This window comes from Amycolatopsis sp. NPDC004079 (genome assembly GCF_040610415.1).
GTDB lineage: Bacteria > Actinomycetota > Actinomycetes > Mycobacteriales > Pseudonocardiaceae > Amycolatopsis > Amycolatopsis halotolerans.
Map to the genome: position 1 here is coordinate 152,005 of NZ_JBEXMH010000014.1, position 13,650 is coordinate 165,654.

At 67.0% G+C, this 13,650-nt stretch carries 23 protein-coding genes; all 23 read left to right on the forward strand.

Annotated features, from left to right (window positions below):
- Positions 1 to 7 precede the first annotated feature (7 nt).
- The 23 genes from fusA (at position 8) to rplO (ending at position 13,463) form a co-directional block, all read left to right on the forward strand.
- Positions 8 to 2,107 (forward strand): elongation factor G, encoded by a 2,100-nt coding sequence (fusA, locus tag ABZX37_RS17565; protein ID WP_354740622.1) that lies wholly within the window; start codon positions 8 to 10, stop codon positions 2,105 to 2,107.
- Positions 2,108 to 2,236: 129 nt separating this feature from the next.
- A complete protein-coding gene (gene tuf, locus ABZX37_RS17570; protein WP_354740624.1) occupies positions 2,237 to 3,430 on the forward strand; it encodes an elongation factor Tu in 1,194 nt (397 codons plus the stop codon).
- A 386-nt stretch (positions 3,431 to 3,816) separates the two neighbouring features.
- Entirely contained in the window at positions 3,817 to 4,122 is a 306-nt protein-coding gene (gene rpsJ, locus ABZX37_RS17575; RefSeq protein WP_003102098.1) for a 30S ribosomal protein S10, read from the forward strand.
- Positions 4,123 to 4,152: 30 nt separating this feature from the next.
- Positions 4,153 to 4,803, forward strand: a complete 651-nt coding sequence (rplC, locus tag ABZX37_RS17580; RefSeq protein ID WP_344270152.1) for a 50S ribosomal protein L3 — start codon at positions 4,153 to 4,155, stop codon at positions 4,801 to 4,803.
- A gap of 2 nt (positions 4,804 to 4,805) precedes the next feature.
- Positions 4,806 to 5,495: a 50S ribosomal protein L4 gene (gene rplD / locus ABZX37_RS17585; protein ID WP_116204578.1), complete on the forward strand. Its 690-nt coding sequence runs from the start codon at positions 4,806 to 4,808 to the stop codon at positions 5,493 to 5,495.
- The gene (gene rplW / locus ABZX37_RS17590) at positions 5,492 to 5,803 is read left to right on the forward strand and encodes a 50S ribosomal protein L23 (RefSeq protein WP_009072304.1); all 312 of its coding nucleotides are present in this window, start codon (positions 5,492 to 5,494) and stop codon (positions 5,801 to 5,803) included. The genes rplD and rplW overlap by 4 nt, the downstream gene beginning before the upstream one ends.
- 15 nt (positions 5,804 to 5,818) lie before the next feature.
- A complete protein-coding gene (rplB, locus tag ABZX37_RS17595) occupies positions 5,819 to 6,652 on the forward strand; it encodes a 50S ribosomal protein L2 (RefSeq protein ID WP_037816266.1) in 834 nt (277 codons plus the stop codon).
- A gap of 18 nt (positions 6,653 to 6,670) precedes the next feature.
- Positions 6,671 to 6,952 carry a 30S ribosomal protein S19 gene (rpsS, locus tag ABZX37_RS17600; RefSeq protein ID WP_003102083.1) on the forward strand — a complete coding sequence of 94 codons (282 nt, stop codon included), beginning with the start codon at positions 6,671 to 6,673 and terminating at the stop codon, positions 6,950 to 6,952.
- A 28-nt stretch (positions 6,953 to 6,980) separates the two neighbouring features.
- The gene (gene rplV, locus ABZX37_RS17605; RefSeq protein WP_344270166.1) at positions 6,981 to 7,394 is read left to right on the forward strand and encodes a 50S ribosomal protein L22; all 414 of its coding nucleotides are present in this window, start codon (positions 6,981 to 6,983) and stop codon (positions 7,392 to 7,394) included.
- On the forward strand, positions 7,394 to 8,239 hold the full coding sequence (gene rpsC / locus ABZX37_RS17610) for a 30S ribosomal protein S3 (protein ID WP_009072311.1): 846 nt from the start codon (positions 7,394 to 7,396) through the stop codon (positions 8,237 to 8,239). The genes rplV and rpsC overlap by 1 nt, the downstream gene beginning before the upstream one ends.
- Before the next feature lie 3 nt (positions 8,240 to 8,242).
- Positions 8,243 to 8,659 (forward strand): 50S ribosomal protein L16, encoded by a 417-nt coding sequence (rplP, locus tag ABZX37_RS17615; RefSeq protein ID WP_020662795.1) that lies wholly within the window; start codon positions 8,243 to 8,245, stop codon positions 8,657 to 8,659.
- A complete protein-coding gene (gene rpmC / locus ABZX37_RS17620; RefSeq protein ID WP_009072314.1) occupies positions 8,659 to 8,904 on the forward strand; it encodes a 50S ribosomal protein L29 in 246 nt (81 codons plus the stop codon). Before rplP ends, rpmC begins: the two co-directional genes overlap by 1 nt.
- On the forward strand, positions 8,901 to 9,179 hold the full coding sequence (gene rpsQ / locus ABZX37_RS17625; RefSeq protein WP_116204582.1) for a 30S ribosomal protein S17: 279 nt from the start codon (positions 8,901 to 8,903) through the stop codon (positions 9,177 to 9,179). The genes rpmC and rpsQ overlap by 4 nt, the downstream gene beginning before the upstream one ends.
- A 75-nt stretch (positions 9,180 to 9,254) precedes the next feature.
- Positions 9,255 to 9,623, forward strand: a complete 369-nt coding sequence (rplN, locus tag ABZX37_RS17630) for a 50S ribosomal protein L14 (protein WP_004558867.1) — start codon at positions 9,255 to 9,257, stop codon at positions 9,621 to 9,623.
- Positions 9,623 to 9,937, forward strand: coding sequence for a 50S ribosomal protein L24 (gene rplX, locus ABZX37_RS17635; RefSeq protein ID WP_033291190.1), 315 nt, complete (start codon positions 9,623 to 9,625; stop codon positions 9,935 to 9,937). The genes rplN and rplX overlap by 1 nt, the downstream gene beginning before the upstream one ends.
- A 1-nt stretch (position 9,938) precedes the next feature.
- Positions 9,939 to 10,502: a 50S ribosomal protein L5 gene (gene rplE / locus ABZX37_RS17640; RefSeq protein WP_354740630.1), complete on the forward strand. Its 564-nt coding sequence runs from the start codon at positions 9,939 to 9,941 to the stop codon at positions 10,500 to 10,502.
- 4 nt (positions 10,503 to 10,506) lie between these two features.
- Positions 10,507 to 10,692, forward strand: coding sequence for a type Z 30S ribosomal protein S14 (locus ABZX37_RS17645; protein WP_116204585.1), 186 nt, complete (start codon positions 10,507 to 10,509; stop codon positions 10,690 to 10,692).
- A 106-nt stretch (positions 10,693 to 10,798) separates the two neighbouring features.
- Positions 10,799 to 11,197 (forward strand): 30S ribosomal protein S8, encoded by a 399-nt coding sequence (gene rpsH, locus ABZX37_RS17650; RefSeq protein WP_354740633.1) that lies wholly within the window; start codon positions 10,799 to 10,801, stop codon positions 11,195 to 11,197.
- A 16-nt stretch (positions 11,198 to 11,213) separates the two neighbouring features.
- A complete protein-coding gene (rplF, locus tag ABZX37_RS17655; protein WP_354740635.1) occupies positions 11,214 to 11,753 on the forward strand; it encodes a 50S ribosomal protein L6 in 540 nt (179 codons plus the stop codon).
- On the forward strand, positions 11,753 to 12,154 hold the full coding sequence (gene rplR, locus ABZX37_RS17660; RefSeq protein ID WP_354740637.1) for a 50S ribosomal protein L18: 402 nt from the start codon (positions 11,753 to 11,755) through the stop codon (positions 12,152 to 12,154). Before rplF ends, rplR begins: the two co-directional genes overlap by 1 nt.
- Before the next feature lie 31 nt (positions 12,155 to 12,185).
- Positions 12,186 to 12,833: a 30S ribosomal protein S5 gene (rpsE, locus tag ABZX37_RS17665; protein ID WP_067583695.1), complete on the forward strand. Its 648-nt coding sequence runs from the start codon at positions 12,186 to 12,188 to the stop codon at positions 12,831 to 12,833.
- A 1-nt stretch (position 12,834) separates the two neighbouring features.
- Positions 12,835 to 13,020 carry a 50S ribosomal protein L30 gene (gene rpmD, locus ABZX37_RS17670; protein ID WP_004558875.1) on the forward strand — a complete coding sequence of 62 codons (186 nt, stop codon included), beginning with the start codon at positions 12,835 to 12,837 and terminating at the stop codon, positions 13,018 to 13,020.
- Positions 13,017 to 13,463, forward strand: a complete 447-nt coding sequence (gene rplO, locus ABZX37_RS17675) for a 50S ribosomal protein L15 (RefSeq protein ID WP_009072329.1) — start codon at positions 13,017 to 13,019, stop codon at positions 13,461 to 13,463. Before rpmD ends, rplO begins: the two co-directional genes overlap by 4 nt.
- Positions 13,464 to 13,650 lie beyond the last annotated feature (187 nt).

The window sequence follows — 13,650 nt, forward strand, 5'->3', positions numbered from 1 at the left end:
CATTCTCGTGGCACGTGAAGTGCTGACCGACCTCAACAAGGTCCGCAACATCGGCATCATGGCGCACATCGACGCCGGTAAGACCACCACCACCGAGCGGATCCTGTTCTACACCGGGATCAACTACAAGCTCGGCGAAGTCCACGACGGCGCCGCCACCATGGACTGGATGGAGGAGGAGCAGAAGCGGGGCATCACCATCACCTCGGCTGCCACCACCACCTTCTGGAACGACTACCAGATCAACCTGATCGACACCCCCGGGCACGTCGACTTCACCGTCGAGGTGGAGCGCAACCTGCGGGTGCTCGACGGCGCGGTCGCGGTCTTCGACGGCAAGGAAGGCGTCGAGCCGCAGTCCGAGCAGGTCTGGCGGCAGGCGGACAAGTACGACGTCCCGCGCATCTGCTTCGTCAACAAGATGGACAAGCTGGGTGCGGACTTCTACTACACCCTGCAGACCATCACGGACCGTCTCGGCGTCCGGCCGCTGGCCATCCAGCTGCCGATCGGCGCGGAGAACGACTTCGAGGGCGTCATCGACCTGGTTCGGATGAAGGCCCTGGTCTGGCGCGGCGAGGTGCAGAAGGGCGACGACTACGCCGTCGAGGACATCCCGGCCGAGCTGGCCGACCGTGCCGCCGAGTACCGCGAGAAGCTGGTCGAGGCCGTCGCCGAGACCGACGACGCGCTGATGGAGAAGTTCCTCGAGGGCGAGGAGCTGACCCAGGACGAGATCAAGGGCGGCATCCGCCACCTGGTCGTCACCCGCGAGGCGTTCCCGGTGCTCGCCGGCTCCGCGTTCAAGAACAAGGGCGTGCAGCCGATGCTGGACGCGGTCATCGACTACCTGCCGTCGCCGCTCGAGGTGCCGCCGGTCGAGGGCCTGCTTCCGGACGGCGAGACCCCGGTCACCCGGCACGCGACGACCGAGGAGCCGTTCTCGGCCCTGGCGTTCAAGATCGCCGCGCACCCGTTCTTCGGCAAGCTGACCTACATCCGGGTCTACTCGGGCAAGGTCGCCTCCGGCGCCCAGGTCGTCAACGCGACCAAGGAGCGCAAGGAGCGCATCGGGAAGATCTTCCAGATGCACTCCAACAAGGAGAACCCGGTCGACGAGGCCCTGGCCGGCCACATCTACGCGGTCATCGGCCTGAAGGACACCACGACCGGTGACACCCTTGCCGACGCGCAGAACCCGGTCGTCCTCGAGTCGATGACCTTCCCGGACCCCGTTATCCGGGTGGCCATCGAGCCGAAGACGAAGGCCGACCAGGAGAAGCTGTCCCTGGCGATCCAGAAGCTCGCCGAGGAGGACCCGACTTTCCAGGTCCAGCTCGACGAGGAGACCGGTCAGACGATCATCGCCGGCATGGGCGAGCTCCACCTCGAGGTGCTCGTCAACCGGATGAAGTCCGACTACAAGGTCGAGGCGAACATCGGCAAGCCGCAGGTCGCCTACCGCGAGACCATCAAGAAGACTGTGGAAAAGCTCGACTACGTCCACAAGAAGCAGACCGGTGGTTCCGGCCAGTTCGCGAAGGTCATCGTGAAGCTGGAGCCGCTCGAGCGCACCGACGGTGCTCTCTACGAGTTCGACAACAAGGTGACCGGTGGCCGCGTGCCGCGGGAGTACATCCCGTCGGTCGACGCGGGCGCCCAGGACGCGATGCAGTACGGCATCCTGGCCGGCTACCCGCTCGTCGGGTTGAAGTTCACCTTGTTGGATGGCGCGTACCACGAGGTCGACTCTTCCGAAATGGCCTTCAAGATCGCCGGCTCCATGGCGATGAAGGAAGCCGCCCGGAAGGCCGGCCCGGTCATCCTCGAGCCGATGATGGCCGTCGAGGTCACGACTCCCGAGGACTACATGGGCGACGTGATCGGCGACCTCAACTCCCGCCGTGGCCAGATCCAGGCCATGGAGGAGCGCGCCGGTACCCGTGTCGTGAAGGCACTGGTCCCGCTGTCGGAGATGTTCGGCTACGTCGGCGACCTGCGGTCCCGTACCCAGGGCCGGGCGAACTACTCCATGGTGTTCGACTCCTACGCCGAGGTTCCCGCGAACGTCGCGAAGGAAATCATCGCGAAGGCGACGGGGGAGTAACTCCCTCACCGCGCGCGGGCATTAAGGAACTCTCCTGAACGTCCGCAGCAACGACGAAGGAACATTCGTGGGGCAGCAGCCACGCTGCCCCACGAGCACAACGCGAAATCAGTCCAGGAGGACATTCCAGTGGCGAAGGCGAAGTTCGAGCGGAGCAAGCCGCACGTCAACATCGGCACCATCGGTCACGTCGACCACGGCAAGACCACGCTGACCGCGGCGATCACCAAGGTTCTGCACGACGCGTACCCGGAGCTGAACGAAGCCCGTGCGTTCGACCAGATCGACAACGCGCCGGAAGAGAAGCAGCGCGGCATCACGATCAACATCTCGCACGTCGAGTACCAGACCGAGAAGCGTCACTACGCGCACGTGGACGCCCCCGGCCACGCTGACTACATCAAGAACATGATCACCGGTGCCGCGCAGATGGACGGCGCGATCCTGGTGGTCGCGGCGACCGACGGCCCGATGCCGCAGACCCGCGAGCACGTGCTGCTGGCCCGCCAGGTCGGCGTGCCCTACATCGTGGTCGCGCTGAACAAGTCCGACATGGTCGACGACGAGGAAATCCTCGAGCTCGTCGAGCTGGAGGTCCGCGAGCTGCTGTCCTCGCAGGAGTTCCCGGGCGACGACGCTCCGGTCATCCGCGTGTCCGGCCTCAAGGCGCTCGAGGGCGACCAGAAGTGGGCCGACGCCGTGCTCGAGCTGATGCACGCCGTCGACGACAACGTGCCGGACCCGGTGCGCGAGCTCGACAAGCCGTTCCTCATGCCGATCGAGGACGTCTTCACGATCACCGGCCGCGGCACCGTGGTGACCGGTCGCGTCGAGCGTGGCGTGGTCAACGTGAACGAAGAGGTCGAGATCGTCGGCATCCGCGAGAAGTCGACCAAGACCACCGTCACCGGTGTCGAGATGTTCCGCAAGCTGCTGGACCAGGGCCAGGCGGGCGACAACGTCGGCCTCCTCGTCCGCGGCATCAAGCGCGAGGACGTCGAGCGCGGCCAGGTCGTCGTGAAGCCGGGCACCACCACCCCGCACACCGAGTTCGAGGGCCGGGTCTACATCCTGTCCAAGGACGAGGGCGGACGGCACACCCCGTTCTTCAACAACTACCGCCCGCAGTTCTACTTCCGCACCACGGACGTGACCGGCGTCGTGACGCTGCCCGAGGGCACCGAGATGGTCATGCCGGGCGACAACACGGACATCAGCGTCGTGCTGATCCAGCCGGTCGCCATGGACGAGGGTCTGCGCTTCGCCATCCGCGAGGGTGGCCGGACCGTCGGCGCGGGCCAGGTTACCAAGATCAACAAGTGACGTCGGCGCCCTGAATTCGGGTCAATACACCCCCGAGTTCAGGGCGTCAACTCACGTGTGCGACACTATTCAGGTTGCTCGTCCTGGGGCGGCCGAACCCTTCGGGGTTCCGGCCGCCCTGGCACGAGTGGCCACGGTCCGTGGAGCTCGTCCTTCGGGTGAGGCTAGCGGGCAAGGCCAGTAGGGACGACTCTCGCGTCGGCCCGCGGCCTCCTCACGTAGAGGAAGACCAGGCAAGACGACGATCCTTAGGGATCCGTCTGTGCGGCGGGCGCGACACGCCCGACCGCGTGGACCGGGGACAGGGCCGTTGAACTGCTGAAACCCGGGCTCCGGCCCAGGTTGACGAGACAAAGCGGCACGAGACGACAAGGAACGCAGCCACCATGGCGGGACAGAAGATCCGCATCCGGCTCAAGGCCTACGACCACGAGGCGATCGACACCTCGGCGCGCAAGATCGTGGAAACGGTCACGCGCACCGGCGCCCGTGTTGTCGGGCCGGTGCCGCTGCCTACCGAGAAGAACGTTTACTGCGTCATCCGCTCGCCGCACAAGTACAAGGACTCGCGCGAGCACTTCGAGATGCGCACGCACAAGCGTCTGATCGACATCCTCGACCCGACGCCGAAGACGGTGGACGCGCTCATGCGCATCGACCTCCCGGCGAGCGTCGACGTCAACATCCAGTAAGCGTTGGGCGAGCGGCGGAGATAAGAACTCATGTCTGACAGGCAAATGAAGGGCATCCTGGGCACCAAGCTCGGCATGACCCAGGTCTTCGACGAGCAGAACCGGGTCATCCCGGTCACTGTCGTCAAGGCCGGACCGAACGTGGTGACCCAGGTTCGGACCACTGACAAAGACGGCTACGCGGCCGTGCAGCTGGCGTTCGGCGCGATCGACCCGCGCAAGGTGAACAAGCCGCGCACCGGCCACTTCGACAAGGCCGGCGTGACCCCGCGTCGCCACGTTGCCGAGCTGCGCACCACCGACGCCGAGACCTACGAGGTCGGCCAGGAGATCACCGCCGAGGTGTTCGAGGCCGGGACCTCGGTCGACGTGACCGGTACCAGCAAGGGCAAGGGCTACGCGGGCGTCATGAAGCGCCACGGCTTCAAGGGCCAGGGCGCGAGCCACGGTGCGCAGGCCGTGCACCGCAAGCCGGGTTCCATCGGCGGCTGCGCCACGCCGGGCCGCGTGTTCAAGGGCCTGCGCATGGCGGGCCGGATGGGTAGCGACCGGGTCACCACGCAGGGCCTGACCGTGCACGCGGTGCGTGCCGAGGACGGCCTGCTGCTGATCAAGGGCGCGGTGCCCGGTCCCAAGGGCGGCCTGCTGTTCGTGCGCAGTGCCGCGAAGGGTGGAAACTGACGATGACGAACGTCGAGCTGAAGACTCCGGCCGGTAAAGCCGACGGCACCGTCGAGCTCCCCGGGGAGATCTTCGACGTGCAGGCCAACGTCGCGCTGATGCACCAGGTCGTGGTGGGCCAGCTGGCCGCCGCGCGCCAGGGCACGCACGACACGAAGACCCGCGGTGAGGTCTCCGGTGGCGGCAAGAAGCCGTACCGGCAGAAGGGCACCGGTCGCGCCCGCCAGGGTTCGACCCGCGCGCCGCAGTTCGCCGGCGGTGGCGTCGTGCACGGCCCCACGCCGCGCGACTACACCCAGCGCACCCCGAAGAAGATGAAGGCCGCCGCTCTGCGTGGCGCCCTCTCGGACCGGGCCCGCGCCGGCCAGCTGCACGTCCTGACGGAACTGGTCACCGGCGAGAAGCCGTCGACCAAGACCGCCAAGACGGCGATCGCCGCCGCGACCCAGGCCAAGCGCGTTCTCGTGGTCCTGCACCGCGACGAGGAGCTCGCCTGGGTGTCCGCGCGGAACCTGCCGTACGTGCACCTGATCTGGGCTGACCAGCTCAACACCTACGACGTCCTGGTCAACGACGACGTCGTGTTCACCAAGGCCGCTTACGACGCGTTCGTGGCAGGCCCCGTCCGCGGGAAGGTCGTCAAGGCCCTCGCGCGTTCGAGCGAGGTTTCGGAAGGGAGTGACGAGAAGTGAGCTCGGTCGCCATTCCGGACCCCCGCGACATCCTGCTCGCGCCGGTGATCTCCGAGAAGTCCTACGGACTGCTCGAGGACCACAAGTACACGTTCATCGTCCGTCCGGACGCCAACAAGACCCAGATCAAGATCGCGGTCGAGAAGGTGTTCGGCGTGAAGGTCGTCAGCGTCAACACGGCCAACCGCCAGGGCAAGCGGAAGCGGACTCGTACCGGCTTCGGCAAGCGCAAGGACACCAAGCGCGCCATCGTGACTCTTTCGCCTGAGAGCAAGGCGATCGAGATCTTCGGCGGACCCACCGCGTAAAGGACTGAGCTGACAATGGGCATCCGCAAGTACAAGCCGACGACCCCGGGTCGTCGCGGTTCGAGCGTCTCGGACTTCGCCGAGATCACCCGGTCCACGCCGGAGAAGTCGCTGCTGCGTCCGCTGAGCAAGACCGGCGGCCGCAACGCCTCGGGCAAGATCACCACCCGGCACAAGGGCGGTGGCCACAAGCGCGCCTACCGCGTGATCGACTTCCGTCGCCACGACAAGGACGGCGTGCCGGCCAAGGTCGCGCACATCGAGTACGACCCCAACCGCACCGCGCGCATCGCGCTGCTGCACTACGCCGACGGCGAGAAGCGCTACATCATCGCGCCGGAGAAGCTGAAGCAGGGCGACACGGTTGAGAACGGCCCCCGCGCCGACATCAAGCCGGGCAACAACCTGCCGCTGCGCAACATCCCGGTCGGCACCGTGATCCACGCGATCGAGCTCCGCCCCGGCGGCGGCGCGAAGATGGCCCGGTCCGCCGGCGCCCGCGTGCAGCTCGTCGCCAAGGACGGTCCTTACGCCCAGCTGCGTCTCCCCTCGGGCGAGATCCGCAACGTGGACGTGCGCAACCGCGCGACCGTCGGCGAGGTCGGCAACTCGGAGCACTCGAACATCAACTGGGGCAAGGCGGGCCGCAACCGCTGGCGCGGCAAGCGCCCGACTGTCCGCGGTGTCGTGATGAACCCGGTCGACCACCCGCACGGTGGTGGCGAGGGCAAGACGTCCGGTGGTCGCCACCCGGTGAACCCGAACGGCAAGCCCGAAGGCCGCACCCGCAAGAGCAAGCCGTCCGACAAACTGATCGTCCGCCGCCGGCGTACCGGCAAGAAGCGCTGAGCAGGGAGGTAGAAGCACATGCCACGCAGCCTTAAGAAGGGCCCGTTCGTGGACGACCACCTGCTCAAGAAGGTGGACGCTCTCAACGAATCGGGCAAGAAGACCGTGATCAAGACTTGGTCGCGGCGCTCCACGATCATCCCGGACTTCCTGGGTCACACGATCGCGGTGCACGACGGCCGCAAGCACGTCCCGGTGTTCGTCACCGAGGCGATGGTGGGTCACAAGCTGGGCGAGTTCGCCCCGACGCGGACCTTCAAGGGCCACATCAAGGACGACCGCAAGTCGCGCCGCCGCTGAGCGGGCCAGAGAAAGTTAAGGGAAGCAGATGAACGCCCAGTCAAACGCCACGGCCACGGCAGAAGAGCTGCCCACGGCCGTCGCGCGGGCTCGCTTTGTCCGGGACGCGCCGATGAAGGTGCGCCGGGTGATCGAGCTCGTCAAGGGTCGTAGCGTCAGCGAGGCCTTGGCCGTGCTCCGGTTCGCGCCGCAGGCTGCCAGCACGCAGCTCGCGAAGGTCATCGCCAGCGCGGCGGCCAACGCCGAGAACAACCTCCAGCTGGACCCGGAGACGCTCTGGATCAAGTCCGCGACCGCCGACGAGGGCCCGACCCTCAAGCGCATCCGTCCGCGTGCCCAGGGCCGTGCGTACCGGATCCGCAAGCGCACCAGCCACATCACCGTGGTGGTCGAGTCGCGGCCTGCGGAGAAGAAGAGCAACAAGAAGGCAGGTGGCCGGTAGTGGGCCAGAAGATCAACCCGCACGGCTTCCGCCTGGGTATCACCACTGACTGGAAGTCGCGCTGGTACGCCGACAAGCAGTACGCGGAGTACGTGGCCGAGGACGTCAAGATCCGCAAGCTGCTCTCCACCGGCATGGAGCGCGCCGGCATCTCCAAGGTCGAGATCGAGCGCACCCGTGACCGCGTCCGCGTCGACATCCACACCGCCCGGCCGGGCATCGTCATCGGCCGCCGCGGCGCGGAGGCCGACCGGATCCGCGGCGCGCTGGAGAAGCTGACCAAGAAGCAGGTCCAGCTGAACATCCTCGAGGTGAAGAACCCCGAGGCCGACGCGCAGCTGGTCGCCCAGGGTGTCGCGGAGCAGCTGAGCAACCGCGTGGCGTTCCGCCGCGCGATGCGCAAGGCGATCCAGACCTCCATGCGCTCGCCGCAGGTCAAGGGCATCCGCGTGCAGTGCGGCGGTCGTCTCGGCGGTGCCGAGATGTCCCGCTCCGAGCACTACCGCGACGGCCGGGTCCCGCTGCACACGCTGCGCGCCGACATCGACTACGGCTTCTTCGAGGCCAAGACGACGTTCGGTCGCATCGGCGTGAAGGTGTGGATCTACAAGGGCGAGCTGGTCGGCGGACTGAAGGCGCGCGCCGAGCGCGACGCCGCCGCGTCGGCCGCGGACCGCGCGCCGCGCCGCGACCGCGGCGACCGGCCGTCCCGGCCGCGCCGCTCCGGCTCGTCGGGCACGACCCCGACCTCGACCGAGGCCGGCCGCGCCGCCGCCGCTGCGAAGAGCGACAACGCGACCGAGGCGGCTCCGGCCACCGAGACCGCAGAAAAGACGGAGGGCTGAGACGTGCTCATCCCGCGCAGGGTCAAGCACCGCAAGCAGCACTCCCCGAAGCGCCACGGCGCCGCCAAGGGCGGTACCAAGGTCAGCTTCGGCGAGTACGGCATCCAGGCGCTTGAGCACAGCTACGTGACGAACCGGCAGATCGAGTCCGCTCGTATCGCCATGACCCGTCACATCAAGCGCGGCGGCAAGGTGTGGACCACGATCTACCCGGACCGCCCGCTGACCAAGAAGCCGGCGGAAACCCGCATGGGTTCCGGCAAGGGTTCGCCCGAGTGGTGGATCGCCAACGTGAAGCCGGGTCGCGTGATGTTCGAGATCAGCTTCCCGAACGAGGAGACCGCCCGCGAGGCGCTCCGTCGCGCGATCCACAAGCTGCCCATGAAGTGCCGCATCGTGACCCGGGAAGGTGAGTTCTGATGGCTAACGGAGCCGCACAGGCATCCGAGCTGCGTGAGCTCACCGCCGAAGAGCTCGTGCTGCGTCTGAAGGAATACAAGGAGGAGCTCTTCAACCTCCGCTTCCAGATGGCGACCGGGCAGCTGGACAACAACCGTCGGCTGCGCACCGTCCGCACGGACATCGCGCGGATCTACACGGTCATGCGCGAGCGCGAGCTCGGCCTGTCCGTGGCGCCCGACGCCGAAAGTGAAGGTGCCGCATGAGCGAGGCTGCCACCGAGAAGACCGCCCGGAACTACCGCAAGGTCCGCGAGGGTTACGTCGTCTCGGACAAGATGGACAAGACGATCGTGGTCGAGCTCGAGGACCGCAAGAAGCACCCGCGCTACTCGAAGGTTCTCCGCAGCACCACCAAGGTCAAGGTGCACGACGAGAACAACGAGGCGGGCGTAGGCGACCGGGTCACGCTGATGGAGACCCGGCCGCTGTCGGCGACCAAGCGCTGGCGTCTGGTGCAGGTCGTGGAGAAGGCCAAGTAAGCAGGGCTCTTTCGGGAGTCCTTGGTTCCGCAAGGCTCGCGACAGCGAGAACCAGCGCGACATACAGGAGTTGACGTGATCCAGCAGGAGTCGCGGCTTCGGGTTGCCGACAACACGGGCGCGAAGGAAATCCTTTGCATCCGCGTGCTCGGCGGCTCCGGGCGGCGCTACGCCGGCATCGGCGACATCATCGTCGCCACCGTGAAGGACGCCATCCCGGCCGCCGGGGTGAAGAAGGGCGATGTCGTCAAGGCTGTCATCGTCCGCACGGTGAAGGAGCGCCGTCGTCCGGACGGTTCCTACATCCGGTTCGACGAGAACGCCGCCGTGCTCATCAAGAACGACAACGAGCCCCGGGGCACCCGCATCTTCGGCCCGGTGGGCCGCGAGCTGCGCGACCGAAAGTTCATGAAGATCATTTCGCTCGCGCCGGAGGTGCTGTGATGAAGGTGAAGAAGGGCGACACGGTCGTCGTCATCGCCGGCAAGGACAAGGGCGCGAAGGGCAAGGTCATTCAGGCCTACCCCGAGCGGGAGCGCGTGCTGGTCGAGGGTGTCAACCGGATCAAGAAGCACACCCGGATCACCCAGACCCAGCGTGGCGCCCAGTCCGGCGGCATCGTGACGCAGGAAGCGCCTATTCACGTGTCGAACGTGATGGTCGTGGACTCGGACGGCAAGCCGACCCGGGTGGGCTACCGCATCGGCGAGGACGGCAAGAAGGTCCGGGTCTCGCGCCGGAACGGCAAGGACATCTGACATGACCACCGCAGAGAAGATCGCGCCGCGTCTGAAGACCCGGTACCGCGAAGAGATCAAGGGCGAACTCCAGAAGGAGTTCTCCATCCCCAACGTGCACCAGATTCCCGGCGTCGTGAAGATCGTCGTGAACATGGGTGTCGGGGACGCCGCCCGGGACAGCAAGCTGATCGACGGCGCGGTCCGCGACCTCGCCCTGATCACCGGGCAGAAGCCGGAAATCCGGAAGGCCCGCAAGTCCATCGCGCAGTTCAAGCTCCGCGAGGGACAGCCGATCGGTGCGCGCGTCACGCTGCGCGGCGACCGGATGTGGGAGTTCCTCGACCGGCTGCTGACCATCGCGCTGCCCCGTATCCGCGACTTCCGCGGGCTTTCGCCCAAGCAGTTCGACGGCAACGGCAACTACACGTTCGGTCTCAACGAGCAGTCGATGTTCCACGAGATCAACCCGGACGACATCGACCGCCCTCGCGGCATGGACGTCACCGTCGTCACGACCGCCACCACCGACGACGAGGGCCGGGCGCTGCTGCGCAAGCTCGGTTTCCCGTTCAAGGAGAACTGAGCCGATGGCTAAGAAAGCGCTAGTCAGCAAGGCTTCGAAGAAGCCGAAGTTCGCGGTGCGCGGCTACACCCGGTGCAACCGGTGCGGCCGTCCGCACTCGGTCTACCGCAAGTTCGGCCTGTGCCGGATCTGCCTCCGGGAGATGGCGCACGCGGGCGAACTGCCCGGTGTCCACAAGTCCAGCTGGTAAGGCTCGAAACTCTATTCCCAGTTCGCCACAGGCCCCGCCGCCCCGGCCGGAGACCTCTCCGGCCGGGCGAGGCGGGGAACCAGGCGAGAAAGGTTGACAGGTCACCATGACGATGACCGACCCGATCGCAGACTTCTTGACCCGTCTGCGCAACGCGAACTCGGCGTACCACGACGAGGTCGTGCTTCCGCACTCGAAGATCAAGGCGAACATCGCCGAGATCCTCAAGCGCGAGGGCTACATCGCGAGCTACCGCGACGAGCCGGGCGAGAAGCACAAGAACCTCATCGTGGAGCTGAAGTACGGCCCCAACCGCGAGCGGAGCATCGCCGGCCTTCGCCGCGTCTCCAAGCCGGGTCTGCGGGTCTACGCAAAATCGACCGAACTGCCGAACGTTCTCGGCGGCCTCGGCGTCGCGATCATCTCGACGTCCGGCGGCCTGCAGACCGACCGGCAGGCCAAGCGCAACAACGTGGGCGGCGAAGTCCTCGCCTACGTCTGGTAAGGAAGGGGGCACAGACATGTCACGCATCGGAAAGCTGCCGGTCGCCGTCCCCTCCGGGGTCGAGGTGACCATCGACGGCCAGAACGTCAAGGTCAAGGGGCCGAAGGGCACCCTGGAGCACACCGTCGCCGAGCCGATCTTCGTCGAGCGCGACGAGGACGGCACGCTGCTGGTGAAGCGTCCGGACGACGAGCGCACGAGCCGTGCCCTGCACGGTCTCACCCGCACGCTGGTGAACAACCTCGTGGTGGGCGTGACCGAGGGCTACGAGAAGAAGCTCGAAATCCACGGCGTCGGTTACCGCGTGCAGGCCAAGGGTTCGGACCTCGAGTTCGCCCTCGGCTACAGCCACCCGGTCAAGATCGAGGCCCCGGAAGGCATCACCTTCAAGGTGGAGTCGCCGACCCGGTTCTCGGTGTCCGGCATCGACAAGCAGAAGGTCGGCCAGATCTCCGCGGTCATCCGCAAGCTGCGCCGCCCGGACCCGTACAAGGGCAAGGGCCTGCGCTACGAGGGTGAGAAGATCCGCCGCAAGGTCGGAAAGACGGGTAAGTGATGAGCGACACGACTATCACCAAGCGCAAGCCGGTCGGCAAGGACATCTCGACCCGCCGCCGCGTCGCCAAGACCCGTCGGCATTTCCGCCTCCGCAAGAAGATCAGCGGGACGCCGGTGCGTCCCCGCATGGTCGTCAAGCGGTCCTCGCGGCACATCACCGTGCAGGTGATCGACGACCTCGCCGGTCACACGCTGGCGTCGGCGTCCACCCTCGAAACCGACCTCCGGTCGTTCGAGGGCGACAAGAAGGCCAAGGCGGCGAAGGTCGGTGAACTGGTGGCTTCGCGCGCCAAGGACGCCGGCATCGAAGCCGTGGTGTTCGACCGTGGCGGCAACGCCTACCACGGCCGCATCGCCGCGCTTGCCGACGCCGCCCGTGAGGCGGGGTTGAAGTTCTGATGCACATGCTCGTGAATGGAAGGAAAGCCTGATGCCGGGACGTACACGGCAATTCGGCGGCGGCCAGGGCGGACCGGGCGGTCAGGGCGGCAACGACCGCAACGACCGCCGCGGTGGCGGCCGGGACCGCCGCGACGGCGGCCGTGGCGGGGCCGGCCAGGACAAGACCCCGCACCTTGAGAAGGTCGTGACGATCAACCGCGTCGCCAAGGTCGTCAAGGGCGGTCGTCGCTTCAGCTTCACCGCCCTGGTGGTCGTCGGCGACGGCGACGGTCAGGTCGGCGTCGGCTACGGCAAGGCCAAGGAAGTTCCCGCGGCCATCGCCAAGGGCGTCGAGGAAGCGAAGAAGAACTTCTTCCGCGTTCCGCGCGTCGCCGGCACCATTCCGCACCCGATCCAGGGTGAGGAAGCCGCCGGTGTCGTGCTGCTCCGTCCCGCCTCCGCTGGTACCGGCGTCATCGCCGGCGGCCCGGTGCGCGCGGTGCTGGAGTGCGCGGGCGTCCACGACGTGCTGTCGAAGTCGCTCGGCTCCGACAACGCGATCAACATCGTGCACGCGACCGTGGCGGCCCTGAAGGGCCTGCAGCGTCCGGAGGAGGTGGCCGCTCGCCGCGGTCTGCCGCTCGAGGACGTCGCCCCGGCCCGGATGCTGCGTCAGCGTGCCGGCCAGGGGGTCTGACATGGCTCAGCTCAAGGTCACTCAGGTCAAGAGCAAGATCGGCACGAAGCACGCTCACCGCGAGTCGCTGCGCACCCTCGGGCTGCGCAAGATCCGCCAGAGCGTCGTGCGTGAGGACACCCCCCAGGTGCGCGGCCTGATCCACACCGTCCGCCACCTGGTGGAGGTCGAGGAGGTCCAGGCATGACCGCCATCAAGATCCACCACCTTCGTCCGGCTCCTGGCGCCAAGCGCGACAAGATCCGCGTCGGCCGTGGTGAGGGTTCGAAGGGCAAGACCGCCGGTCGCGGCACGAAGGGCACCAAGGCCCGGAAGAACGTGCCCGCCGGGTTCGAGGGTGGGCAGATGCCCATCCACATGCGGCTGCCGAAGCTGCGTGGATTCAAGAACCGGTTCCGCACCGAGTACCAGCCGGTGAACGTGGGCGACATCGCCCGCGTGTTCGCCGACGGTGGCAAGGTCGGTCCGGAGGAGCTGGCCGCGAACGGTCTCGTTCGCAAGGGCAAGCTCGTCAAGGTTCTCGGCAACGGGGACCTGAACGGGGTCAAGCTCGAGCTGACCGCGCATGCCTTCTCCGGCTCTGCCAAGGAGAAGATCGAGGCTGCTGGTGGTTCGGCCACCGTTAGCTGATCTGGCTGCGTTAAGCGGGCCCGTCCGGTTTCTTACCGGGCGGGCCCGCTTTTTTTGGCTGCTCGGCTCGTCGCCTGGCGGCGACATTGCCGTGGTGGTTGCGTGGGGCACCCCGAAGTTTGATTGTGCTGACGGTTCGGGGGTGCTTGTCAAGGCGGGAAAGATGCCTTGACAAGCACAGATAGGA

Coding starts and splice junctions, on each gene's coding strand:
- rpsJ (WP_003102098.1), top strand. CDS start 3,817: ATGGCGGGACAGAAGATCCGCATCCGGCTCAAGGCCTACGACCACGAG.
- rplC (WP_344270152.1), top strand. CDS start 4,153: ATGTCTGACAGGCAAATGAAGGGCATCCTGGGCACCAAGCTCGGCATG.
- rplD (WP_116204578.1), top strand. CDS start 4,806: ATGACGAACGTCGAGCTGAAGACTCCGGCCGGTAAAGCCGACGGCACC.
- rplB (WP_037816266.1), top strand. CDS start 5,819: ATGGGCATCCGCAAGTACAAGCCGACGACCCCGGGTCGTCGCGGTTCG.
- rpsS (WP_003102083.1), top strand. CDS start 6,671: ATGCCACGCAGCCTTAAGAAGGGCCCGTTCGTGGACGACCACCTGCTC.
- rplV (WP_344270166.1), top strand. CDS start 6,981: ATGAACGCCCAGTCAAACGCCACGGCCACGGCAGAAGAGCTGCCCACG.
- rpmC (WP_009072314.1), top strand. CDS start 8,659: ATGGCTAACGGAGCCGCACAGGCATCCGAGCTGCGTGAGCTCACCGCC.
- rpsQ (WP_116204582.1), top strand. CDS start 8,901: ATGAGCGAGGCTGCCACCGAGAAGACCGCCCGGAACTACCGCAAGGTC.
- rplX (WP_033291190.1), top strand. CDS start 9,623: ATGAAGGTGAAGAAGGGCGACACGGTCGTCGTCATCGCCGGCAAGGAC.
- rplE (WP_354740630.1), top strand. CDS start 9,939: ATGACCACCGCAGAGAAGATCGCGCCGCGTCTGAAGACCCGGTACCGC.
- ABZX37_RS17645 (WP_116204585.1), top strand. CDS start 10,507: ATGGCTAAGAAAGCGCTAGTCAGCAAGGCTTCGAAGAAGCCGAAGTTC.
- rpsH (WP_354740633.1), top strand. CDS start 10,799: ATGACGATGACCGACCCGATCGCAGACTTCTTGACCCGTCTGCGCAAC.
- rplF (WP_354740635.1), top strand. CDS start 11,214: ATGTCACGCATCGGAAAGCTGCCGGTCGCCGTCCCCTCCGGGGTCGAG.
- rplR (WP_354740637.1), top strand. CDS start 11,753: ATGAGCGACACGACTATCACCAAGCGCAAGCCGGTCGGCAAGGACATC.
- rpsE (WP_067583695.1), top strand. CDS start 12,186: ATGCCGGGACGTACACGGCAATTCGGCGGCGGCCAGGGCGGACCGGGC.
- rpmD (WP_004558875.1), top strand. CDS start 12,835: ATGGCTCAGCTCAAGGTCACTCAGGTCAAGAGCAAGATCGGCACGAAG.
- rplO (WP_009072329.1), top strand. CDS start 13,017: ATGACCGCCATCAAGATCCACCACCTTCGTCCGGCTCCTGGCGCCAAG.